This window comes from Streptomyces sp. NPDC001153, from assembly GCF_053598315.1.
Window position 1 is genome coordinate 101,046 of the sequence record NZ_JBSFJZ010000003.1, and the last position, 21,907, is coordinate 122,952.

General features: G+C 72.0%; 17 protein-coding genes and 1 pseudogene. 9 read left to right on the top strand and 9 right to left on the bottom strand.

Going from position 1 to position 21,907, the window contains the following annotated elements; genetic code table 11:
- The first annotated feature begins 15 nt into the window (after positions 1–15).
- The 4 genes from ACWDEN_RS04170 to ACWDEN_RS04185 all read left to right on the top strand — a co-directional run bounded on the left by ACWDEN_RS04170 (position 16) and on the right by ACWDEN_RS04185 (position 2,702).
- Complete coding sequence (locus ACWDEN_RS04170) at positions 16–408, top strand: DUF2267 domain-containing protein (RefSeq protein ID WP_351603915.1); 393 nt, start codon at positions 16–18, stop codon at positions 406–408.
- Positions 409–475: 67 nt separating this feature from the next.
- On the top strand, positions 476–1,090 hold the full coding sequence (locus ACWDEN_RS04175) for a YdeI/OmpD-associated family protein (protein WP_450857086.1): 615 nt from the start codon (positions 476–478) through the stop codon (positions 1,088–1,090).
- A 107-nt stretch (positions 1,091–1,197) separates the two neighbouring features.
- Entirely contained in the window at positions 1,198–1,662 is a 465-nt protein-coding gene (locus tag ACWDEN_RS04180; protein ID WP_351603911.1) for a MerR family transcriptional regulator, read from the top strand.
- Positions 1,663–1,670: 8 nt separating this feature from the next.
- Complete coding sequence (locus tag ACWDEN_RS04185) at positions 1,671–2,702, top strand: aldo/keto reductase (RefSeq protein WP_450857089.1); 1,032 nt, start codon at positions 1,671–1,673, stop codon at positions 2,700–2,702.
- A 253-nt stretch (positions 2,703–2,955) separates the two neighbouring features.
- Here ACWDEN_RS04185 and ACWDEN_RS04190 read toward each other — a convergent pair whose 3' ends face one another.
- Complete coding sequence (locus ACWDEN_RS04190) at positions 2,956–4,491, bottom strand: phytoene desaturase family protein (RefSeq protein ID WP_450857091.1); 1,536 nt, start codon at positions 4,489–4,491, stop codon at positions 2,956–2,958.
- A 350-nt stretch (positions 4,492–4,841) separates the two neighbouring features.
- On the opposite strand from ACWDEN_RS04190, the gene ACWDEN_RS04195 reads away from it, so the two are divergent.
- On the top strand, positions 4,842–5,318 hold the full coding sequence (locus ACWDEN_RS04195; RefSeq protein ID WP_450857093.1) for a GreA/GreB family elongation factor: 477 nt from the start codon (positions 4,842–4,844) through the stop codon (positions 5,316–5,318).
- 37 nt (positions 5,319–5,355) lie between these two features.
- On the opposite strand, the gene ACWDEN_RS04200 is transcribed toward ACWDEN_RS04195, so the two are convergent.
- Positions 5,356–7,878, bottom strand: coding sequence for an ATP-dependent Clp protease ATP-binding subunit (locus ACWDEN_RS04200; protein ID WP_351603903.1), 2,523 nt, complete (start codon positions 7,876–7,878; stop codon positions 5,356–5,358).
- Positions 7,879–8,006: 128 nt separating this feature from the next.
- On the bottom strand, positions 8,007–8,945 hold the full coding sequence (locus ACWDEN_RS04205; RefSeq protein WP_351603901.1) for a Dyp-type peroxidase: 939 nt from the start codon (positions 8,943–8,945) through the stop codon (positions 8,007–8,009).
- A 196-nt stretch (positions 8,946–9,141) separates the two neighbouring features.
- On the opposite strand from ACWDEN_RS04205, the gene ACWDEN_RS04210 reads away from it, so the two are divergent.
- On the top strand, positions 9,142–10,071 hold the full coding sequence (locus ACWDEN_RS04210; protein ID WP_351603899.1) for a LysR family transcriptional regulator: 930 nt from the start codon (positions 9,142–9,144) through the stop codon (positions 10,069–10,071).
- Positions 10,072–10,246: 175 nt separating this feature from the next.
- Here the strand turns inward: ACWDEN_RS04210 and fdhD are convergent, their stop codons facing one another.
- Entirely contained in the window at positions 10,247–11,083 is an 837-nt protein-coding gene (gene fdhD, locus ACWDEN_RS04215) for a formate dehydrogenase accessory sulfurtransferase FdhD (RefSeq protein WP_351603897.1), read from the bottom strand.
- Positions 11,071–13,374 (bottom strand): FdhF/YdeP family oxidoreductase, encoded by a 2,304-nt coding sequence (locus ACWDEN_RS04220; protein WP_450857096.1) that lies wholly within the window; start codon positions 13,372–13,374, stop codon positions 11,071–11,073. Before ACWDEN_RS04220 ends, fdhD begins: the two co-directional genes overlap by 13 nt.
- A gap of 188 nt (positions 13,375–13,562) precedes the next feature.
- Between ACWDEN_RS04220 and ACWDEN_RS04225 the strand changes: the two are divergent.
- Positions 13,563–14,698 (top strand): annotated as a pseudogene (locus ACWDEN_RS04225) (molybdopterin molybdotransferase MoeA).
- Positions 14,699–14,929: 231 nt separating this feature from the next.
- Here the strand turns inward: ACWDEN_RS04225 and ACWDEN_RS04230 are convergent.
- The 3 genes from ACWDEN_RS04230 to ACWDEN_RS04240 form a co-directional block, all read right to left on the bottom strand.
- Entirely contained in the window at positions 14,930–15,313 is a 384-nt protein-coding gene (locus ACWDEN_RS04230) for an NUDIX hydrolase (RefSeq protein WP_351603893.1), read from the bottom strand.
- A gap of 129 nt (positions 15,314–15,442) precedes the next feature.
- Positions 15,443–16,324, bottom strand: a complete 882-nt coding sequence (locus ACWDEN_RS04235) for a YegS/Rv2252/BmrU family lipid kinase (protein ID WP_351603891.1) — start codon at positions 16,322–16,324, stop codon at positions 15,443–15,445.
- Positions 16,325–16,378: 54 nt separating this feature from the next.
- Complete coding sequence (locus ACWDEN_RS04240; protein WP_450857099.1) at positions 16,379–17,971, bottom strand: FAD-binding oxidoreductase; 1,593 nt, start codon at positions 17,969–17,971, stop codon at positions 16,379–16,381.
- A gap of 121 nt (positions 17,972–18,092) precedes the next feature.
- Here ACWDEN_RS04240 and ACWDEN_RS04245 point away from each other — a divergent pair, with 121 nt between their 5' ends.
- The gene (locus tag ACWDEN_RS04245) at positions 18,093–18,692 is read left to right on the top strand and encodes a TetR/AcrR family transcriptional regulator (RefSeq protein ID WP_351603887.1); all 600 of its coding nucleotides are present in this window, start codon (positions 18,093–18,095) and stop codon (positions 18,690–18,692) included.
- Entirely contained in the window at positions 18,689–20,272 is a 1,584-nt protein-coding gene (locus ACWDEN_RS04250) for a glycerol-3-phosphate dehydrogenase/oxidase (RefSeq protein ID WP_450857101.1), read from the top strand. Before ACWDEN_RS04245 ends, ACWDEN_RS04250 begins: the two co-directional genes overlap by 4 nt.
- Positions 20,273–20,401: 129 nt before the next feature.
- On the opposite strand, the gene ACWDEN_RS04255 is transcribed toward ACWDEN_RS04250, so the two are convergent.
- Positions 20,402–21,847, bottom strand: coding sequence for a WGR domain-containing protein (locus tag ACWDEN_RS04255; RefSeq protein ID WP_351603883.1), 1,446 nt, complete (start codon positions 21,845–21,847; stop codon positions 20,402–20,404).
- Positions 21,848–21,907: the final 60 nt, after the last annotated feature.

The window sequence follows — 21,907 nt, forward strand, 5'->3', positions numbered from 1 at the left end:
GAAGTGGAGGTGACGATGAGGTACGACGAGTTCCTCGCCCGGGTACGCGAGCGCGGCGAGTACGACAGCCAGGACGAAGCGGCGGAGGTCACGGAGGCCGTGCTGGGCGTGCTGGCGCAGCGCATCGGCCCTGGGGAGATCGACGACCTCGCCTCCCAGCTGCCCGGCCCCCTGGGTCCCGGTCTGGCCGACGCCAAGCAAGGGCGGCCGGAGGGCTTCGGGATCGAGGAGTTCCACCGCCGGGTCGCCGAGCGGATCGGAGGCAGGCCGGGCACCGCCCGGTGGGACACCGGCGCGGTTCTGACCACGGTTGCCGACAGCGTCAGCGGCGGAGAGCTGAACCAGGTCCTCAGCCAGCTCCCGTCGAGCTATGCCACCCTGTTCGGCAAGGCGGAACTGGCGGACTGAGAGCGGCGTCCTGCGCCGTCATCGGGGCGTGTCCCCCCGATTGACCGCACCGCTGGGGTGGGTTTTGATGTGGCACATGCCAGGTGCAGCGCAGACGGGTGGAGCGGGGAACGGGGCCGATCCGGTCCTGGCCTTCCCCACGCAGGAGGCGTGGGAGGGGTGGCTGGAGGAGCATCACGTCGGCGTGCGTGGGATCTGGCTGAAGATCCCCAAGACAGGCTCGGGGCAAGAGGGCGTCGACTACGCGGGAGCGCTGGAGTCGGCGCTCTGCTTCGGCTGGATCGACGGGCAGAAGAAGAAGCTGGACGAGCGGCACTGGCTGCAGCGCTTCACTCCACGCCGGCCGGGCAGCAAGTGGTCGAAGGTGAACCGGGAGAAGGCCACCGAGCTCATCGAACGGGGCCGGATGCGACCGGCCGGACTGCGGGAGGTGGAGAAGGCCAGGGCGGACGGCCGCTGGGAGGCGGCGTACGAGGGTCAGCGCACGGCGACGGTGCCCGATGACCTCCAGGCGGCCCTGGAGGCATGTCCTCAGGCGCGGGACTTCTTCGCGACGCTGGACGGCCGCAACCGGTACGCGATCCTCTACCGCGTCCAGGACGCCAAGAGGCCGCAGACCCGGGCGGCGCGGATCGAGAAGTTCGTCGCGATGCTCGCCGCGCGGCAGAAGCTCCACCCCTGATCTCCGGGCCTCGGGTCCTCACCGCTTCCGGTCCCGGGCGGTGCCGAAGGGGCGGCGCACGGAACGCACTTGCTTCAAGCGCACTTGAACGTCCTAGCGTGTCCCGCATGACGGTGATCGACAGCACCCCCGTGAATTCCTCGTCCGTGGACGCCTGTGCGCCCGTGGTGCCTCAGCCGCCTCGGCCCGATGGCCGGGACCGCTACACCATCAAGGAGGTCGCGGCGCTCACGGGACTTCGCCCGCACACGCTGCGCTGGTACGAGCAGATCGGCCTGCTGCCCCAGGTGGAGCGGTCGCACGCCGGCCAACGCCGGTTCGACAACCGGGACCTGGAGTGGCTGGCGTGTGTGAGCAAGCTGCGGCTGACCGGGATGCCGGTCGCCGAGATGGTGCGCTACGCCGAGCTGGTCCGCCAGGGAGCGGAGACCTACGAGGAACGGCAGCGGATGCTGGAGCGGACCCGGCGCGAAGTCCTCGCGCGCATCGCCGAGTTGCACGACACCCTCACCGTGCTCGACGCCAAGATCGACTTTTACGCGGACGCCCGCCGGGCGTCGGAAAGGGCCTGAGCGCCACCATGGGCAACACCATCGAACAGATCCGCAAGGTCGAACTGGGCACCGGTGGCCCCCTCGTCGGCGTCCAGGGCTTCGGCGCCATGGGCATCAGCGCCGCCTACGGGCAGACCGACGACGCCGCGGCCCGCGACACCCTGGAGGCCACCGTCGAGGCGGGTGTCACCCTGATCGACACCGCCGACATGTACGGCGTCGGCGCCAACGAGGAGTTCCTCGCGCCGTTCGTGGCGGCGCACCGCGACGAGATCACCCTGGCCACCAAGTTCGGCATCGAATACCGCGCGGACGACCCGGGTTACCGTGCCATCCGCAACGATCCCGGCTACATCAAGAAGGCCGCCGAGGCGAGTCTGCGCCGCCTGGACGTCGAGGTCATCGACCTCTACTACCTGCACCGCCGCGATCCCGAAGTGCCGCTGTCCGAGTCGGTCGGAGCCATGGCCGAGCTGGTCCGGGAGGGCAAGGTCAGGCACCTCGGCCTGAGCGAGGTCACCGGTGCGGAACTGCGCGAGGCGCACGCCGTGCACCCCATCGCCGCCGTGCAGACGGAGTGGTCGCTGTTCAGCCGGGACGTGGAGCGCGGTGTGGTGGGCACCGCCGCCGAGCTGGGGGTCGCCTTCGTGCCGTACTCGCCGCTCGGCCGGGGCTTTCTGACCGGCTCCTTCTCCGACGCGAGCAAGGAACTGTCCGGCAGTGACTTCCGGCAGCTGCTGCCCCGTTTCACCGGCGACAACGCCAGGGCGAACGCCGCTCTGCTCGCCCCCCTGCGCAAGATCGCGGCCGAGCACGGGGCCACCACGGCGCAGATCGCGCTGGCCTGGGTGCACCAGCGGGCCGAGGTGCACGGCCTGACCGTGGTGCCGATCCCGGGTACGCGCAAGCGCGGCCGCCTGCTCGAGAACGCCCAGGCCACCCGGATCACGCTGAGCGCCGACGAACTGGCCGTACTGGAGCCGATCGCCGGGCAGGTGGCGGGCGAACGCTATGCGGACATGTCCCTCACCTCCGCAGCCCGGGAGTCCCAGGCGTAGGAGGCGCCCACTGAGCGGATCTCGATGGCGGGGATCTGCGGCGCCGGAATGCCGCCGCTCGCCGCGCGGTGGGAGCGGCTCGCTGGGCGTTCCCCACCACGAGATGGACGCGCTCCGCGAGGTTCCCTCCGGCGGCGGCAGGAGGATCGGGGCGGGGCCGCCGAGCTGGGAGCACCCCGTCCGGCGGGCCCTCAGTTGCGGTCGACCCCGCGTCCGGACCGGAGGGCGCAACAAGACGCCCCGGCGGCGGGGGTCACTGCCGGTCCGCGGCCCCCACCCCCAGATGGCGCAGTGCGGCCGCCGCGGCTCCGGCGCCGCACATGCCGTGCGCCCCGGCCCCGGGCGGGGTCGCCGCCGAGCACAGGAACACGCCCGGCAGGCCGGTCGAGTACGGCTCGACGGTCGGGCGGGGGCCCAGGAGGAGCTGAGGGATCGTACTGGCCCCGGTGATGACGTCGCCGCCGGCGAAGTTCGGATTGGCGGCGGCGAACCGGTGGGGCGAGGTGACCAGGCGACCCACGACGCGGTCGCGGACACCGGGGGCGAACCGCTCCAGCTGACGGAGTATCGCGTCGCTCGCATCCCCGTCGTAGCCGTACGGGACATGGGCGTAGGTGTAGACGGGGTGGACGTCGCCCGCGGAGCGGGAGGGGTCCGCCAGGTACTGCTGGCCGACCAGCACGAAGGGGCGTTCCGGCATGTGTCCGGCCGCCACGGCCCGCTCGGCGTCGGCCACCTCGGCGAGCGGGCCGCCGAGGTGCACGGCGCCCGCCCGGCGTGCGTGCTCGTTCGTCCAGGGCACGCCGCCTTCGACGGCCAGGTCGAGCTTGAAGACCGCGGGGGCACGCCGGAACCGCCGGTAGGCACGGCGCACCCGGGCCGGGAGCCGGTCGCCGTAGAGGGCGACGACCTGGCCGGGGTCGAGGTCGAGGAGGGTCACGTCGGCGGGCGGCAGCTGCCGGTGGTCGGTGACGCGCACGCCGGTGTGGACGGTGCCTCCGTGCAGGCGCAGCACGCGTTCCATGGCGCGGGCGATGGACTGTGAGCCGCCTTCGGCCACGGCCCAGCCGTCGGCATGGCCCGCGGTGAGGATGCCGAGCCCGATGGCCGAGGTGAACGGCTGCGACAGCGGCCGGAAGGCGTGTGCCGCGACGCCCGCCCACAGGGCCCGCGCCCGCGGGGTGGTGAAGAGGCGGGCGAGGAGCAAGGCGGGGAGGGTGGTCGGCAGCCCGAAGCGGGCGAGGAGCAGCGGGTGCGAGGGGAGGCGCGGCAGGGGGCCCAGCACATCGTGCGCCAGGGCGTCCCAGTGGCGTACCGGGGTGGTGAGGAGTGCGCGGTACCGGTCACCGTCCGGGCCGAGCATACGGGCGGTGTCCGCCACGGAACGCAGCAGGACCCCGGCGCTGCCGTCGTCCAAGGGGTGCACGCAGTCGATGTCCGGCAACAGCCAGCGCAGCCCGTGCCGTTCGAGGCCCAGCGTGCGCAGCGCCGGGGAGCCGACGGCCATGGGATGCATGGCCGAGCAGTGGTCGTGCACCAGTCCCGGCAGGATCGCCTCGTGGCTGCGGGTGCCCCCGCCGACCTCGTCCGCGGCCTCCAGGAGCGTGACCTGCAGGCCCGCCCTGGCGAGGAGGGCCGCGGCGGCGAGGCCGTTGGGTCCGCCACCGACCACCACGGCGGAGGTCATGTGGTGCACCTCGACGCGATCGGGGCCGACGGTGCGTGAGGTGACGTCATCAGTCTCATGTGTCCGAGTCTGGCGGTGCACCGGCCCGATGTCCCCATGCATCCGGCGGGGCACACGAGAGGGGCGCCGGTCCGGGATGGTGCCGGCGCCCTTCAGGTCCGTGCGTGTCCGTCCGAGGCCTCAGGACTGGGGCCGTTTGCCGTGGTTGGCGCGATGGTTGCGCCGCGACTTCTTCTTCCGGCGTCGCTTCGAGGACATGGAAACCTCCTGGGAGAGAGGGAAACAGAGGTGGAAAAACACCTTAAAACACCGTATATCGAGACAGTGGGGGCCTCCACCGCAGCCGCCTCCCCGACCCCCAGCGCGGGGCGGCACGACCTCGGGCACTCGTTGATACGATGCGAAAAATGCCCGACTCGTCAATGTTTCTCCCCTGGACCAGAGGAGCCGGAATGACCGGTGACCCGGAGCCGATCAGTGCCGCTGCCCGCCGCGCGCTGGAGCAGGAGCTGGCCGACCTGCGTGACGAGCGCCGGCTCGTCGCCGGAATCCTGCGGGACCGCACGGATGTGGGCGACCAGGCCGACCAGGCCGAGCAGTTGCAGCGCGCCAATCAGCTCGACCGCCTGGACCGTCGTATCGAGGCCATCACCGAGCGGCTGCGCCAGGCGGAGGTGGCCGGGCCCGCCCCCACGGACGTGGTCGGCGTGGGCAGCACGGTCGCCGTCCGCTTCCCGGACGGCTCGGTGGAGACGCTTCAGATCGGCGAGGTCGCCGAGGCCCTGGACCAGAACCTGGTCACCTCCGACAGCCCGCTCGGCCGCGCGCTGCTCGGGCACCGCCCCGGTGACTCGGTCGACTTCGTCACGCCGGACGGCCCGTCGAGCGTGGTCGTGGTGTCGATCGGGGAGCAGAGCGAGCACGGATGAGCGGCCAGGGGCCGCCCCTCCTCCGTCCTCCCCGCCGTCACTTCTCCGCCGGCGCGGCCCCTGCCCCGGCAGGCCCGCTGCTCCTGCGGACCGTGCAGTGGAGGGAGTCGTGTTCGACGTCGGCGACGATGGCGTCCCCGGGCTCCGCTTCACCACTGAGCAGCAGGGTGGCGATCCGGTTGTCGAGTTCCGCCTGGATCGTGCGCCGCAGCGGCCGGGCACCGAACTCCGGCTGGTGGCCGTGCGCGATGAGCAGCTTCTTCGCCGCCTCGGTCACCTCCAGAGTCAGCCCCTGGGCGTGGACGCGGCGTTTGCTGCGCTCCAGCAGATGGTCCACGATCTTCCCGAGATCGTCCTCGGTCAGCCCGTGGAAGATGATGATGTCGTCGATCCGGTTGAGGAACTCCGGCAGGAACCTGGTCCGCAGGTCCCCCATCAACTCGTCCTTCAGCTCCGACACATCACCCTTGTGGTCCAGGATCCGGTGCGCGCCGATGTTGGACGTCATGATGATCACGCAGTGCCGGAAGTCGACGGTGCGGCCCTGGGCGTCGGTGAGCCGGCCGTCGTCCAGGATCTGCAGCAGGGTGTTGAAGACGTCCGGGTGCGCCTTCTCCACCTCGTCGAACAGCACCACGCTGTAGGGCCGGCGGCGCACCTTCTCCGTCAGCTGGCCCGCTTCCTCATAGCCGACGTATCCCGGAGGGGCACCCACGAGCCGGGCGACGGTGTGCTTCTCCTGGAACTCGCTCATGTCGAACCGGATCATCCGGTCCTCGCCCCCGAACAGCAACGCCGCGAGGGTCTTGGCGAGTTCGGTCTTGCCGACACCCGTGGGGCCGAGGAAGAGGAAGGATCCCACCGGCCGGTTCGGATCCCCCATTCCCGACCGGTTGCGCCGTACCGCCTGGGAGACGGCGGTGACGGCCTCGTCCTGGCCGACGATCCGGGCGTGCATCTCCTCCTCGAGCCTGAGCAGCTTCTCCTTCTCACTCGCCGTCAGCTGCGACACGGGGATCCCCGTACGGCGCGAGACGACGTCGGCGACATCGGCGGCCGTCACCGACACCACACCCTCGCGGCGTTCCTCGATGCCGGCGAGTTCGCCCTCCACCTCGGAGATCTGCCGCTTCAGCTCCGACGCCTTCTCGAAGTCCTCCACGGAGACGGCCTGGTCGAGTTCGCGGCGCAGCTGGGCGATGCGGTCCTCGCGGCCGACCACCTCCGTGGACCGGCCCACGCTGCGCAACCGCACCCGCGCACCAGCCTGGTCCATCACATCGATCGCCTTGTCGGGCAGGAAACGGTCGGTGATGTAGCGGTCGGAGAGCTCCGCCGCGGCCGCCAACGCGCCATCGTCGAACCGGACCTGGTGGTGGGCCTCGTAGGAGTCCCGCAGACCCTCCAGGATCTGCACGGTCTCCTCCACCGTCGGCTCGGGCACCATCACCGGCTGGAACCGCCGCTCCAACGCCGCGTCCTTCTCCACGTACTTGCGGTACTCGTCGATGGTCGTGGCGCCCACGACGTGGAGTTCACCGCGCGCGAGGGCGGGCTTGAGCATGTTGCCCGCGTCCATCGACCCCTCTCCCGTCGCCCCCGCACCCACCACGGTGTGGAGTTCGTCGATGAACAGGATGATCCGGCCCTCGGCGGCCTGGACGTCCTCGATGACCTTCTTCAACCGCTCCTCGAACTGGCCCCGGTACTGCGCCCCCGCGACCATCCCCGACAGGTCCAGGGCCACGACCCTCTTGTCCTTGAGGGTGTCGGGCACCTCACCGGCCACGATCCGCTGTGCCAGCCCCTCCACGATCGCCGTCTTGCCCACACCCGGCTCGCCGATCAGCACCGGATTGTTCTTCGACCTCCGCGAGAGGACCTCGACCGTCTGCTCGATCTCCTCCGCACGCCCCACCACCGGATCCAGCTTCCCCGCCTTGGCCTCCTCCGTCAGATCCCGCCCGAACTCGTCCAGGGTCGTCGCCGGCGTCTTCTTGCGTTCGGCGGGAACGCCGTCGCCGCGAGCGGCCTGCTCGGTCAGACCGGCCTGTTTCCGCGCGTCCAGGCCCTCGGCGCGCAGCAGCCTCGCAGCGCCCGTGTCGCTGTCGCCCAGCAGGGCGCCGAGGACGTGCTCGGGACCGATGTACGACACACCGGCCGCCTGTGACTGTGCGTAGGCGGCCCGGAGCGTGCGCTTGGCCGCCGGGGTGAGGCCCGGTCGGGCGGACGGCTCGCCGGACTCCCGGGGCAGGATCTTGGTGAGCTCGGCCGCCAGCCTGTCGGGATCGACGTCCAGCTGGGAGAGCAGTCTCCGGGACGGTTCGACCTGGGTGGCGGCCCACAGCAGATGTTCGGTGTCCAGGTCGGACGTGCCGTCCTGGACCGCCCGCTGCGCGGCCAGGTTGAGCAGTTCCTGGCACGACTCCGTCAGCAGCCGGCCGATGGGCACCCGCTGCACCGCGGGAGGCGACGACGCCGGTGACGTCCCGAAGAACCGGTTGAACAACTCGCTGAAGGGGTCCGACGAACCGAACGGTGCACCGAACGACATCGACATGGCAGCTCCTGGGCGCGCGGGAGGTCGATAATCCGCGGGTGGTTGTTCCGGGGGTCCGTAATCACTGAACCCCGCTGTGCACGACACCGCAAACGGAAGACGCGCATTGCCGTTCCGGTAACGCTGGGTCACGAGCCGCTCGGGGCATCGGGCAGGTCGTCGAGAAAGGTGACGGTGGGCACATGGAAGAGGCAGCCCGTGACCGGCACAGAGAATTCGAGAATCCGATCGTGCCGGCCCGGATCCCTGCCGAGGAACATGTTCCTCAGCATTTCCTCCGTCACATCCGGGGTGCGGGCATATCCGATGAAATAGGTGCCGAACTCGCCTTTGCCGATGGTACCGAAGGGCATGTTCTCCCGTACGATCTTGCGTTCGTCGCCGTTCTCGTCGGTGATGGTGTTGAGCGCGACATGGGAATCGGCGGGTTTCACATCGTCGGGGAGTTCGATGTTGGCCAGTTTGGTGCGCCCGATGACCAGGTTCTGTTCCTCGACCGACAGGGCGTTCCAGGCCGTCATGTCGTGCAGGTACTTCTGCACGATCACATAGCTGCCGCCCGCGAATTCCGCGTCCTCCTCGCCGATGAACACGGCGTCGTCCGCGACGTTTCCCTCGGGGTTCTCGCTGCCGTCCACGAAGCCGAGCAGGTCACGTTCGTCGAAGAATTTGAAGCCGTGCACCTCGTCGACCACGGTGGCCGCTCCCGCGAGTCGCTCGCCCAGCAGCCGGGCCAGTTCGAAGCAGAGATCCATACGGTGGGAGCGGACATGGAAAAGCAGGTCGCCCGGTGTGCCGAGCGCTCGATGGCGGGGGCCGACCAGGTCCGTGAAGGGATGCAGCCGACGTGGGCGCGGGCCGCTGAACAACCGGTCCCATGCGTGCGATCCGATGCCGACGACACAGCTCAGTTCCTCGGCCGGCTCGCGGAAGGCCACCGAGCGGCGCAGCCCCGAGACGTCCTCGAGCAGGCCGCGGACCGCGTCCTCCCCGCCCGGATCGATGGTGACGACGAGGAACACGGCCGCCCTGGCCGGCGGGACGATGACGGGCTGCGGTTCGACCACGGCAGTACGCCTCCTCCTGAGGTCCTGGAGACACGAGGGCCTCGGAACCAAGTCGTCGGGTCCATGGAACCAAGTCGTTCCAGCATGGCGCTGCCCGGCCGGCTCGGCAGGTCGTACGCAGTCCGGCGCTGTGACCGGCGGAGGGGCCGACGGGCCCGGGTTGGCTTTACGGGGAACGGTCGGGTACACCCGTGCCGTGCTCTTTCGTCAGCTGGAATACCTCGTCGCCCTCTCCCGGGAGCGGCACTTCGCCCGTGCCGCCCAGGCCTGCTACGTCTCCCAGCCCGCACTGTCGGAGGCGCTGCGCAAGCTGGAGGAGGAACTCGACGTGCCGCTGGTGCGGCGTGGCCGCAAGTACGAGGGCCTCACCCCGGAGGGGGAACGCATCGTCGTATGGGCGCAGCGGATCCTCGCCGACCGGGATGCCCTCAAGGACGAGGTGGATGTCCTGCGCAACGGCTTGAGCGGCAGGATGCGGATCGGCACCGTGCCCACCGCGTCCGGTGCCGTCGCCCAGTTGACCGGCCCGTTCTGCGCGGCGCACCCGCTGGTCACGGTCGAGGTGACCGCGGACATGCAGTCGGTGGACATCCTGCGGCAGCTGCAGAACTTCGAGCTCGATGCCGGGGTGACCTATCTGCGCGAGGATGTGTCGGAGGGTGGCTTCCACACGGTGCCCCTGTACCAGGAGCGGTACGTGCTGCTGCTCACGACCGCCGACGGCCTGGCCCGGCGTACGTCGGCCACCTGGGCGGAGGCGTCGCGACTGCCGCTGTGCATGCTGACCCCGGCGATGCAGGGACGCCGGGTGCTGGACGAGCTGTTCGCGCAGGCGGGGACGCAGCCCTCGCCCCGACTGGAGACCGACTCCGTGGCGGCGCTGTTCGCCCACGTCAGGACGGGCCAGTGGGCGGCCATCGTGCCGCATGCCTGGCTCCATGTGTTCGGTGTCCCGCACGGTATGCGGGCGGTGCCGCTGATCGAACCCGCCGCGGCCGTGCCCGTGGGCCTGGTGGTCGCCGCCCGGGAGCCCGGTTCGGTGATGGCGAGGGCGCTGACGGACATCGCCCGCACCACCGACGTGGCCTCGGCCCTGGAGCGCGTGCCGGGGGATCCGGGGCGGTAGCCGACGACGGGTCGATGGCCGACGGCGCCGGGGCGATAGCCGACGCCGGGGCGACAACCGACGGTACCGGGCGCGGCTGCGGCTCCCTGGCGTGCACTGCCGCCGCCCACGTGAGCCCTCGCGTCAGCCCGCATCAAACCCCACCAGCACGCGTCAGACCCCATTTCAGCCCACGTCAGCCCACCGGCTGCGGCTGGAGTCGTTCCGCACCGGCATACACGTTCATCGATGTACCGCGCAGAAAGCCGACCAGGGTCAGCCCGCTCTCGGCCGCCAGGTCCACGGCCAGCGAGGAGGGGGCCGAGACGGCCGCCAGCAGGGGGATTCCGGCGAGCACGGCCTTCTGCACCAGCTCGAAGGAGGCGCGGCCGCTGACCATCAGCAGGGTGCCGCGCAACGGCAGCAGGTCCGAGCGCAGGGCGTGTCCGACGACCTTGTCCACGGCGTTGTGCCGGCCCACGTCCTCGCGCAGGCACAGCAGCTCGCCGTCGGCCGTGAACAGTCCGGCCGCGTGCAGGCCCCCGGTGCTGTCGAACACCTTCTGCGCCGCACGGAGCTTCTCGGGCAGGGAGGCGAGGAGCTCCGGGCCCACGCGCAGCGGGTCCTCGCCCACGGACCACCTCGTGGCCATGCGCACCGCGTCCAGGCTGGCCTTGCCGCACAGGCCGCACGAGGAGGTGGTGTAGAAGTTCCGCTCCAACGACGCGCCGGGCATGGCCACGCCCGGGGCCAGGCCGACGTCCACCACGTTGTAGGTGTTGCCCCCGTCCGCCGTGGCACCGGCGCAGTAGCGGATGCCGGTCACGTCGCCGGCGGCACGGACGACACCCTCGCCCGCGAGGAAGCCGGCCGCGAGGTCGAAGTCGTCGCCGGGGGTGCGCATGGTCACGGTGAGGGGGCGCCCGCCGACCCGTATCTCCATCGGTTCCTCGGCTGCCAGGGTGTCCGGCCGGGCGGAGGGTACTCCGTCGCGAATCCGGAGCACCCGCCGCCGTACCGTCACTCGTCCCATGTTCCTGCTCCGCGCGTGGGCTCCAGGCGGATCAACACACCTTTGGACGTAGGGGTGTTGCTGATGTCGGCGACACTGTCCAGCGGCACCAGGACATTGGTCTCGGGGTAGTAGGAGGCCGCGGAGCCGCGGCTGGCGGGATAGGCGACGACGCGGAAGTCCTCCGCCCGGCGCTCCAGTCCGTCGTGCCAGACGGTGACCAGGTCCACCCGGTCGCGGTCGGCGAACCCGAGGGCCGCCAGGTCGGCGGGGTTGACGAGCACCACCCGGCGGGCGTTGCGGATGCCGCGGTAGCGGTCGTCCATCGCGTACGGCACGGTGTTCCACTGGTCGTGGGAGCGCAGCGTCTGCAGCAGCAGATGGCCCTCGGGGATGTGCGGCATCGTGAAGTCGTTGACGGTGAAGACCGCCTTGCCGCTCGAGGTGCGGAAGACACGCTGGTTGACCGGGTTGGGCAGCCGGAACCCGCCGGGCCCGGCGACCCGGGCGTTGAAGTCCTCGAAGCCCGGTACGACGCGGGAGATGCGGTCGCGGACGGCGGCGTAGTCCGCCTCGAACTCCTCCCAGGGGATGACGGGTGTGTCACCGAGGGTCAAGCGGGCCAGCCGGCTGATGATCGCGACCTCGCTGAGCAGGTGCGGGGAGGCCGGTGCCAGGCGACCCCGGGAGGCGTGGACCTCGCTCATGGAGTCCTCGACGGTGATGAACTGCTCGCCGGACGCCTGGATGTCGCGGTCGCTGCGGCCGAGCGTGGGCAGGATGAGGGCGGTGTCACCGCAGACCGTGTGGGAGCGGTTGAGCTTGGTGGAGATGTGCGCGGTGAGCCGGCACCGCCGCATCGCCTCCTCGGTGACATGGCTGTCGGGGGTGGCCCGGACGAAGTTGCCGGCGACGCCGAGGAAGAGCTTCGCGGTGCCGTCGCGCATGGCCCGGATGCCGTCGACCGAGTCCAGTCCGTGCTTCGCGGGCGGGGTGAAGCCGAACTCGCGGCCCAGGGCGTCGAGGAACGTCTGGGGCATGCGCTCCCAGATGCCCATCGTACGGTCGCCCTGGACGTTGCTGTGCCCGCGCACCGGACACACGCCCGCGCCCGGCCGGCCGATGTTGCCGCGCAGCAGCAGGAAGTTGACGACCTCGCGGATGGTGGGGACGCCGTGCTTGTGCTGGGTGAGGCCCATGGCCCAGCAGACGATGATCTTTCCGCTGCGCAGGACTCGGTCGTGGACGGCCTCGATCTCGTCGCGGCTCAGCCCGGTCGCGGCGAGGACGTCCTCCCAGGCGATCTTCCGGGCGTGGTCGGCGAAGTCGGCGAAGCCGGTGGTGTGGGCGCTGATGAAGGCGTGGTCGAGTACGGTGCCCGGGCGCTCGTCCTCGGCCTCCAGCAGCAGCCGGTTGAGCGCCTGGAACAGGGCGAGGTCGCCACCTGGGCGGATCTGCAGGAACTGGTCGGCCATGGCCGTGCCCCGGCCGATCACTCCGCGTGCCTTCTGCGGATGCCTGAAGCGGATCAGTCCGGCCTCCGGCAGCGGGTTCACCGCGATGACCTTGCCGCCGTTGCGCTTGGTCTCCTCCAGCGCGGTGAGCATCCGCGGATGGTTGGTGCCCGGGTTCTGTCCGACGACGAAGACGAGGTCCGCGGTGTGGATGTCGTCCAGGGAGACGCTGCCCTTGCCGATGCCCAGGGTCTCCATCAGCGCGGAACCGCTGGACTCGTGGCACATGTTGGAGCAGTCCGGGAGGTTGTTGGTGCCGTAGGCGCGGGCGAAGAGCTGCAGCAGGAAGGCGGCCTCGTTGTTCAGCCGGCCGGAGGTGTAGAACAGGGCCTCGTCCGGGGAGTCCAGCCGGCGGAGCTCCCCGGCGAGCACGTCGAGCGCCTCGTCCCAGCCGATCGGTTCGTAGTGCTCGGCGCCGGGCCGCTTGATCACGGGTTCGGTCAGCCGGCCCTGCTGGTTGAGCCAGTAGTCGGACCTGGCTCCGAGTTCGGCGATCGAGTGCTCGCGGAAGAACTCGGCGGTGACCCGGCGCGAGGTGGCTTCGTCGGTGATGTGCTTGGCGCCGTTCTCGCAGTATTCGTTGCGGTGCCGCTTGCCCGGCGCGGGCTCGGGCCAGGCGCATCCCGGGCAGTCGAAGCCCTTGACCTGGTTGATGTTCAGCAGGGTCAGGGCGGTGCGTCGTACGGTCGTCTGCCCCAGCGAGTACTCCAGTGCGTGCGTCACCGCCGGAACACCGGTCGCCCAGCGTTTGGGCGGGGTGACCGACAGATCGTCGACGGGGTCCTCGATACCGCTCATGATCCGGTCCGCCTCTTTCTCCGATGGGCACTGCGGGGCAGCATCCGCCTCCTTCGAAAGGCACGTCAAAGTGGTGTTTTCGATGGCGTGATAAGCGCGGGTTATCAGATGGGCGGCGCCTGTCGGCAGACAGACGGGGCCTCTTTGACTTCGTCGGACGGCTCACCAATGATGCCCCGCATTCCGGCATCCCGGACGCACCCGGCCGACGGCACGACACCCTCAGCGAGGCGCTGCGCCATGCGCTGGCCGAACCGCTCCTCGCGCTCACCGACCTGCCGCCGTTCGCGACCGCCGCGATGGACGGCTGGCCGTGGCCGGACCGGGCCCGTGGCGGCTCGGCGACGCCTGTGTCCTGGCCGGACGGGAGCCGGGGCCGCTCGCGCCGGACGCGGCCGTTCCCCTCGCCACCGGCGCCCCGGTGCCGCCCGGCGCGACCGCCGTACTGCGGCGCGAGCACGGCGAGGCGGACTCCGGGCCGGGCCTGCTGTACGACCGCTCCCCTGCGCCGGTGCCCGAAGGCCGCGACATCCGGCCACGCGGCCAGGAGTGCCGCAACCGGTGAGCCGCTGCTGCCCTCCGGCACCACAGTGACCGAGCGGGTGCTGGGCCTGGCGGCCGCCGCCGGCTACGACCGGCTGACGCTGCACCGCCGGCCCGGCGTCGAACTGCTGGTTCTCGGGGACGAGTTGCTCCAGCAGGGCGTGCCGCGCGGCGGGCGGGTCCGTGACGCGCTCGGGCCGCTGCTGCCGCCGTGGCTGCACGCCTGCGGTGCCGAGCTGATCGGCCATCGTCTGCTCGCCGACGACGTCTCCGCTCGCCGGGAGGCCGTGCGCCGCTCGCCCGCCGACGTCGTGGTCACGACGGGGAGCACCGCCGCCGGACCGGTGGACTTCCTGCACGACACGCTCCGGGTGGTGGGCGCCCGGCTGCTCGTGGACTCCGTGGCCGTACGGCCGGGTCACCCGATGCTGCTCGCCGAGCTGCCGGCCACGGCCGGGCGCGCCGGCTGGTCGGGCTGCCCGGCAACCCGCTCGCCGCGGTGGCCGGCATGGTCACGCTGGCCGAGCCGCTGCTGCGCCGCCTCGGCGGGCACTCCGGCACCGAGCCGGACCGGCGGGTGGCCGGCTCCGCGCTGCCCGGGCATTCGCATGACACCCGGCTGCTGCCGGTGTTCACCGCGGGGCAGGAGGTGACGCCGCTGCCGTTCGACGGCCCGGCGATGCTGCGCGGCCTCGCCCCGGCGGACGGCCTCGCGGTGGTCCCACCGGGAGGCGCGCCGGCCGGCACCGGAGTGGACGTGATGGACCTGCCCGGCCGGTGAGCCGGTCCTGCCGCCACGACCGACGAACGAGAGCACAGCCGGCCCTCACCCACGACAGAGCCGTGCGGCGTGCCGGGCCCGTCGGCGCCGGCGTCGGCGTCGGCGTCGGCGTGACGGGATGCGCCATCTGCGTGCCACGCCGGTCGTCGGCCGGGGGGGTGAGTGCCGGACCGTCCGCCTCCGTCACGGGCGGCGGCTCACCTTCGCGGTGCGGGCTGACCGGCAGGCCCGTCACACCGGCGTGTGTCCCCGGAGGTACTCGCGTACGGCTGCCGGGAGTGCGACCTCGGTGGTCTCGGGAATCGCCGCCCAGCGCACCTGCTCGGGTGCGAGAGCGGCCCCGTCCGAGGGGGACTCGCTCAGCAGTTGGCACACCACCGCCGCCGCCGACGCACCGTCTGCCTGCGGACCGTGGCGCTGGGCCAGGGACTCCGTGCCGTCCACGAGGTATCCGGTGAGTTCGTAGACGACGCGCGCCGCGGTGGCCTCGGCCGACTCGGCCGGTTGGGGAGTACCGGACGGCAGGGCCCAGCCGTGGCCGTCCGCCACGAGCAGCAGTCGTCCGTCGTACAGGACGACCGCCTGCACCACGCCCTCGGCGGGCTCCAGCGTCATGTGCGACCAACCCCTCCCCGGCGCCCTCGGCCCGGTTCCCTTCCCTTACCCAAGGCGGGCCGGTCCTGCACCGATGCGGTGTCACTTCTCGGTCCGGGTCAGGAATTCCCGTGCCGCGGCCGCGCGGGGTCAGTACAGCACCGGCAGGTCTCCGGGTCGTACCCGCAGCGTGACGGGCAGGGTGGCGTCGACCTCGCCGTCGGCACCGTAGGGGACGGGGCGGTTCGCCTCGATGCGCAGTTCCCTGCCGCGCAGCACGCGCACCTCGGGGCGGTGCACATGTCCGCCCGTCTTCAGCTCGTTCATCAGGGTGAAGAACAGCCGGCGCGGTGCCTCGCGGATCATCACGACGTCCAGCAGGCCGTCGTCGACGCGTGCGTCGGGGGCGATGAGCCGACCGGAGCCGTAGTAGGGGGAGTTGGCCGCTACGACGGTGTAGCCGCGGTGGGTGTGTTCCTCGCCGTCGACGGTGACGCGGTAGTCGGCCGCGCGCCAGGTGGTGACGGCACGCAGGCCGCCCGCGTAGTAGGAGGCGGAGCCGCGCAGCAGCCGGGCGTGGTTGGCGTGCCGGTTGGCCACCGCGTCCACGCCGGCGTAGACGCTGCCCAGGACGACGGTGCGCGGGTGGACGGCCGACTCCACCTCGATGGTGTCGACCGGCCGTGGTTCGGCGTGCAGCAGGATGTCGGCGAGTGCGGCGGGGTCGGCGGGCAGTCTCAGGGCGCGGGCGAAGTCGTTGCCGCGTCCGGCGGGCACCAGGCCGAGGACGGTTCCGGTGCCGCTGAGTGCGCCGCCGATGCCGCCGGCGATGCCGTCGCCGCCGACGGCCAGGACGATCCGGCCGTGTTCGCCGGCGCGGCGGGCGATGTCCTGGGCGTGGGCGAGGCTGTTGCTGTACTCCGTCTCCAGCTCGGCTCCGGCCTCGCGCAGCAGCCGGGCCAGGTGCAGCAGTGTCGCCGCCCCGGTGGAGCCGCCCGCGGTGGGGTTGACGACGGCGGTGAACTGTCGCATCGGTGTGCCTCCGAAGCAGGCGGATCGGGTGGGGTCGGTCAGCGGATCGGTGGGTCAGTCGGTGGGGAGCAGGACACCGGGGTTGAGCAGGCCCTCCGGGTCCAGGCGGCGCTTGACGGCACGCAGGGCCGAGATGCCGAGCCGTCCGGCCTCGCGGACGTACCAGTCGCGGTGGTCGGTGCCGACTCCATGGTGGTGGGAGATGGTGCCTCCGGCCGCCAGTACGGCCTCGTTGGCCGCGTGCTTGGCGGGCGTCCAGTGGGCCACCGGGTCCTCGCCCTGGGCGCTGACGACCGTGAAGTACAGCGAGGCGCCGTTCTCGTAGACGTGGGAGATGTGGCACATGACCAGGGGCGGGGTGCCGGCCTCGGTGAGGGTGTCGGTGAGGGCGGTGCGTACGGCCGTGTAGAGGTCGGGGATGCGGGACCAGAAGGCGGCGGTCTCGAGGGTTTCGGCGAAGGCGCCGACGTCGAGCAGCGCGTCGCGCAGGTACGGCGCCGAGTAGCGGCCGTGGGCCCAGCGTTCGCCCGGTTCGGCGCCGAGGAGGGTGCCGCCGCAGGCGGTGAGGACGGCCGCCGCCTGCTCCCGGCGCTGTGCGGTGTCCTCGGCCGTGCCCTCGTAGCCGGTGATGGCGAGACAGCCGGCCGCGCTCTGCGCCGAGTCGCCGCCGATGGCGTCGGGCTGGGCCAGGCCGATGAGGGTCTCGGTCTCGTCGGACAGCCGCAGCACGGTCGGCCGGGGTCCGTCCTGGGCGAGCCTGCGCAGCGCGGCGGCGCCCTCCTCGAAGGAGGCGAACCGCCAGCCCTCGTAGACGCGCACCTGTGGCAGCGGACGGATCCGTACGGTGACGGAGGTGATGACGCCGAAGGCGCCCTCGGAGCCGAGGATCAGCTGGCGCAGGTCGGGGCCGGCGGCGGAGCGCGGGGCGCGGCCGGTCTCGATGGTGCCCTCGGGCGTGGCGAGGGTCAGGCCGAGGACCATCTCGTCGAAGCGGCCGTACCCGGCGGACGCCTGGCCGCTGGAGCGGGCGGCCGCGAAGCCGCCGATGGTGGCCCACTCGAAGGACTGCGGGAAGTGGCCGAGGGTGAAGCCCTGTTCGGCGAGCAGGGCTTCGGCGTCGGGGGCGCGCAGTCCCGGCTGGAGCACGGCGGTGCGCGAGACGGGATCGAGGTCGAGCAGGCCGTTCATGCGGCGCAGGTCCAGGGCGATGAACGCGGTGCGCTGGGGGGCGAGTCCGCCGACGACCGAGGTGCCGCCGCCGAAGGGAACGACGGCGAGGCCGTGGGCGGCGCAGGCGCGCAGGACGGCGAGGACCTCGTCGTGGGAGGCGGGCAGGACCACGGCCTGCGGGACGTCCGCGAAGTCCCCGGCGCGGATGCGCAGCAGGTCGGGGGTGGACTTGCCGCGGGTGTGCCGGATGCGGCTGTCGCTGTCGGTGCGGACGTGGTCTTCGTCGCCGACGGCCTCGGCGAGCGCCTTGAGCGCGGCCGGGGAGGCCGTGGTGGCGGGCAGTTCGATGTCCTCGAGGGTGAGGGCGGGGGTGGTGCGGGGCTTGACGCCGAGCAGGTCGCGGAGCAGTCCGGTCACCGAGTCGGGCAGCGGTGCCGCCTTGGCCGGGTCGCCCCAGCCGTTCCACAGCATGTCCATTGAACGGTCGTCCTCACAGGTCGGTGTGCTCGGTGTGCTCGGTTCACGCGACGGCCGGCGGGCCGTGCCCGGGGTGATGGTGTCTGCTCTGCTCGACCCCAGGGGCGTTACACTGTGACACATGACGCCTATTCGTCACAACGGTTCGGACAACGATCATGTGCTCGACGCGGTGCGCGACTGTGTGCTCGCCGTCGGGGTCCGCCGCACCACCCTCGCCGACGTGGCCCGCCGCGCCGGTGTCTCGCGGATGACGCTGTACCGGCGCTGGCCGGATCTGCGGACCCTGGTGGGCGATCTGATGACCCGCGAGTGGATCGACGTGGCCACCCGGGCGATCCCCGAGCCCGCCTCGCGCACGGACACCCGCACCCGGATCGTGGACGGACTGGTGGCGGGCGTCGAGGCCTTCCGTGCGCACCCGCTCTTCCGCAAGATCGTCGACGTCGATCCGGAACTGCTGCTGCCCTATGTGCTCGACCGGCGCGGAGCGAGCCAGGAGGCACTGCTGACGCTGCTGGCCGACGGTCTGCGCGACGGCCACGCGGACGGCTCCGTGCGCCCCGGGCATGTCGAACGACAGGCCCGCGCCCTGCTGTTGACCGTGCAGTCCTTCACCCTGTCCCTGCGCACGATGACCGACGAGGACGATCCGGAGCTCGACTCCGCCGCCTTCCTCGGCGAGTTGCGCACCCTCCTGGAGAGGACCCTCACGCCATGAGCCACACCCCGGCCGACGCCGGCTCGTCCCTCAGCGCACACCGCCGTGGCCGCGAACTGGCCGAGGCCACCGACGGCAGGGTCGCCGACGTCCTGGTCGTCGGGCTCGGTGCCACCGGCGCCGGAGCCGCGCTGGACGCGGCGGCCCGCGGCCTTGACGTGGTCGCCGTGGACGCCCACGACCTGGCCTTCGGCACCTCCCGCTGGAGTTCGAAGCTGATCCACGGCGGGCTGCGCTATCTGGCCTCCGCGCAGTTCGACGTGGCGCACGAGAGCGCGGTCGAACGCGGGGTGCTGATGACGCGGACCGCCCCGCATCTGGTGGCCGCGCAGCCGTTCGTCCTGCCGCTGACCCCGCTGGTGTCCCGGGCCCAGGCCTCGCTGGCGTGGGCCGGGTTCCGGGCCGGGGACATGCTGCGGCTGGCCGCCCGGACCCCACGCCGGATCCTGCCCGCCCCGCGCCGGCTGTCGGCGACGGAAGCCCGGCACCTGGCGCCCACGGTGCGCTCGGCCGCACTGCGCGGCGGACTGCTGTCCTGGGACGGCAAGGTGACCGACGACGCCCGGCTGGTCACCGCCCTGGCCAGGACGGCCGCCGCGCAGGGCGCCCGGGTGCTCACCCGGGTCAGGGTGCTGGAGCTGACCGGCAGCGGCGCCCGGATCCGTGACGAACTCACCGGCGAGGAGGGTGAGATCAAGGCCCGCGCGGTCATCAACGCGTCCGGGGTGTGGGCGGGCGACCTCGTCGAGGGCATCCGGATCCGGCCCTCCCGCGGCACCCATCTGGTCCTGCGCTCCGAGCGGCTCGGCACCCTGCCGGCCGGCCTGCACATCCCCATCCCCGGCGAGACGAACCGCTTTGTGCTGGTCCTGCCACAGGGCGACGGCCGGGTGTACGTCGGTCTCACCGACGAGCCGGTCGAGGGCGGCATCCCGGACGTCCCGGAGGTACCCGAGACCGACATCGGCTTCCTTCTCGACGTCCTCGGCTCGGTCCTGGACACGCCGGTGACCCGGGAGGAGGTCGTCGGCGCCTTCGCCGGACTGCGGCCCCTGCTGGACGCCTCCGGGCACGACGGCCACGACGGCTCGTCCGCCCGCACCTCCGACATCTCCCGCCGGCACGCGGTGCTGACGTCTCCCGACGGCGTCACCACGATCGTCGGCGGCAAGCTCACCACCTACCGGCGGATGGCCCAGGACGCCGTGGACGCCGCGACCGCCGCCCGGGGCCTGCCCGCCGCGCCCTCCCCCACCGCCGCGCTGCCCCTGGTCGGCGCCGCCGCACCCGGCCGGCTGCGCAACCTTTCCGCGCCCCCGCGTCTCGTCCGCCGCTACGGCACCGAGGCGGAGGCCGTCCACTCCCTCGCGGCCGAGGATCCCGCGCTGGCCGAGCGGGTCCTGCCCGGTCACCCGGTCACCCGCGCGGAACTGCTGTGGGCGGTCCGGCACGAGGGCGCACTGGACGAGTCGGACCTCCTGGACCGCCGTACCCGCATCGGACTGGTGCCGGAGGATCGCGCCGAGGTGCTCTCGGTGGCGCGGGAGGTGCTGGCGCAGGCGGCGAGCGCACGACCCTGAGGCGCACGCCCAGCTGTGCCGGTCGGCACACGAAACACCTCACGGTCCCTGCCTGGCGGGGAGTTGACGACGGAGGCGACTGTTGTGCGGTCCCGGACTCCGGGCGGCCGCCCGGAGACGGGGAGGGCGTCACAGCAGGCGGCGGATGTCGCCGCGGACGCGGTAGAAGCCGCCGGCCGCCGGGTGCAGGGCGTCCACGACGTAGCGGGCGCCCGGCCTGCGTATCGCCCGCGGGAACTGGACGTTCCAGGAGGTGTCGTAGCCCTCGGACACCACGTGGACCCGGAGCCGGCCGCTTTCCTGCACGCACTCGACCACGACGGCTCCGGCGGGAGCCTGCGCGACGGTGGCCACCTCGGCCACGGCGGTGGCGGGTTGGTAGGTGGGCAGGGCCGCGGCGAGCTTGACGTCCCGTGCGACCGGGACCGTGCCCTGCTCGGCCGCGGCGATGGCCGTCTCGCTCGCGTCGACGCACACCAGTGAGCCGTCGGTGGTCACCAGGTACAGCCGCTCGTCGCGGTACTGCATCGACAGCGCCGAGCCGCCGCCCGTGCCGAGCTTCCACAGACGCGTGCCGTCCTGGTCGAAGCAGTAGACGGACGAAGCGGCGTCCCCGGCGAAGACGAACCGCCCGCCCGGGGAGGTCGCGCACGAATACACCGCGTTGTCACAACGGTATGTCGCCTCGATGGCCCCGGTCGCCTTCGACAGCCGCTGGACCACGTGGTGGTGGGTGCCCGCGTAGACGGCGGCGTCCTCCTGCCAGCCGAAGAGGACGCTGCCGTTGGTGTCCCTGTGCCACAACTCGCCGCTGCCGTCGGGCGCGTAGGCGGTGACGCCCCGCTGGTGGCCGTGGTAGGCGGCGCGGTCGTCGGCGCGGATCATCCAGGCGTGCCCGCCCTGGCTGCGGCGGGCCCACTGGTGTTCGTCCTCGTGGTCGATGACGGTGAGCCGGCCGTCGCGGTCCGACACGTTCAGGATGCCCTCGTGGATGTCCAGCCAGAAGATGTCGACGTCGGAGGCGATGTCGTACGCGGCGAACGGCAGCTTGGAGGAGAGGTCGTAGACCTTGCCGTCGTCGCAGCCCGCGTAGATCCAGAAGTCGTCGGCGACCAGGCACTTCACCCCGTCCGGCAGGCTGAACCGGGAGAGGACGGCGCCGTCGTGGCCCAGGGTGTAGACGTCACCCGCCTGGTTGCCGACCCAGCAGTGGTCGTCGTCGACATGGATGCCGAAGGCGGCCGAGCCGGTGCGGAACCGCCACAGCACGGGCGCGACCGCCCGCGCGGTGGACGGGGCCGAGCTGACCTGACGCCGGGTCACCGGGCGCGGGGCGCGCTGCCCCTGGACGGCCGGGGCATATCCCTTGCGGACCTTCTCCCCCACCTTCTTCGCGGCGGCCGCCCTGGCCTTCTCGGCGGTCGGGAAGGTCGTCGTCTGGATCTGCCCGGCGGCGCCGATCCTGCCGTACCGCACCGTCACCACTGTGCCGTCGACGGTCACTTCGTAGAACTTGTGGGCGCCGCCGCCCTCCTGCGACAACTCCAGATACGTCGTCGACACCGCGGACGTCATGGCAGACCCCTCCCCAGGGCGGACCCGCGGCCTTTCCCGCAGGTCCTCACTGATCAAACC

What these genes read in the sequence shown, in the direction of transcription:
- ACWDEN_RS04195 (WP_450857093.1), top strand. Translation starts at nt 4,842, where the DNA reads ATGACCGGTGACCCGGAGCCGATCAGTGCCGCTGCCCGCCGCGCGCTG.
- ACWDEN_RS04185 (WP_450857089.1), top strand. Translation starts at nt 1,671, where the DNA reads ATGGGCAACACCATCGAACAGATCCGCAAGGTCGAACTGGGCACCGGT.
- ACWDEN_RS04200 (WP_351603903.1), bottom strand. Translation starts at nt 7,878, where the DNA reads ATGTCGATGTCGTTCGGTGCACCGTTCGGTTCGTCGGACCCCTTCAGC.
- ACWDEN_RS04255 (WP_351603883.1), bottom strand. Translation starts at nt 21,847, where the DNA reads ATGACGTCCGCGGTGTCGACGACGTATCTGGAGTTGTCGCAGGAGGGC.
- ACWDEN_RS04250 (WP_450857101.1), top strand. Translation starts at nt 18,689, where the DNA reads ATGAGCCACACCCCGGCCGACGCCGGCTCGTCCCTCAGCGCACACCGC.
- fdhD (WP_351603897.1), bottom strand. Translation starts at nt 11,083, where the DNA reads ATGGGACGAGTGACGGTACGGCGGCGGGTGCTCCGGATTCGCGACGGA.
- ACWDEN_RS04180 (WP_351603911.1), top strand. Translation starts at nt 1,198, where the DNA reads ATGACGGTGATCGACAGCACCCCCGTGAATTCCTCGTCCGTGGACGCC.
- ACWDEN_RS04170 (WP_351603915.1), top strand. Translation starts at nt 16, where the DNA reads ATGAGGTACGACGAGTTCCTCGCCCGGGTACGCGAGCGCGGCGAGTAC.
- ACWDEN_RS04230 (WP_351603893.1), bottom strand. Translation starts at nt 15,313, where the DNA reads ATGACGCTGGAGCCCGCCGAGGGCGTGGTGCAGGCGGTCGTCCTGTAC.
- ACWDEN_RS04235 (WP_351603891.1), bottom strand. Translation starts at nt 16,324, where the DNA reads ATGCGACAGTTCACCGCCGTCGTCAACCCCACCGCGGGCGGCTCCACC.
- ACWDEN_RS04240 (WP_450857099.1), bottom strand. Translation starts at nt 17,971, where the DNA reads ATGGACATGCTGTGGAACGGCTGGGGCGACCCGGCCAAGGCGGCACCG.
- ACWDEN_RS04190 (WP_450857091.1), bottom strand. Translation starts at nt 4,491, where the DNA reads ATGCATGGGGACATCGGGCCGGTGCACCGCCAGACTCGGACACATGAG.
- ACWDEN_RS04245 (WP_351603887.1), top strand. Translation starts at nt 18,093, where the DNA reads ATGACGCCTATTCGTCACAACGGTTCGGACAACGATCATGTGCTCGAC.
- ACWDEN_RS04220 (WP_450857096.1), bottom strand. Translation starts at nt 13,374, where the DNA reads ATGAGCGGTATCGAGGACCCCGTCGACGATCTGTCGGTCACCCCGCCC.
- ACWDEN_RS04175 (WP_450857086.1), top strand. Translation starts at nt 476, where the DNA reads ATGTGGCACATGCCAGGTGCAGCGCAGACGGGTGGAGCGGGGAACGGG.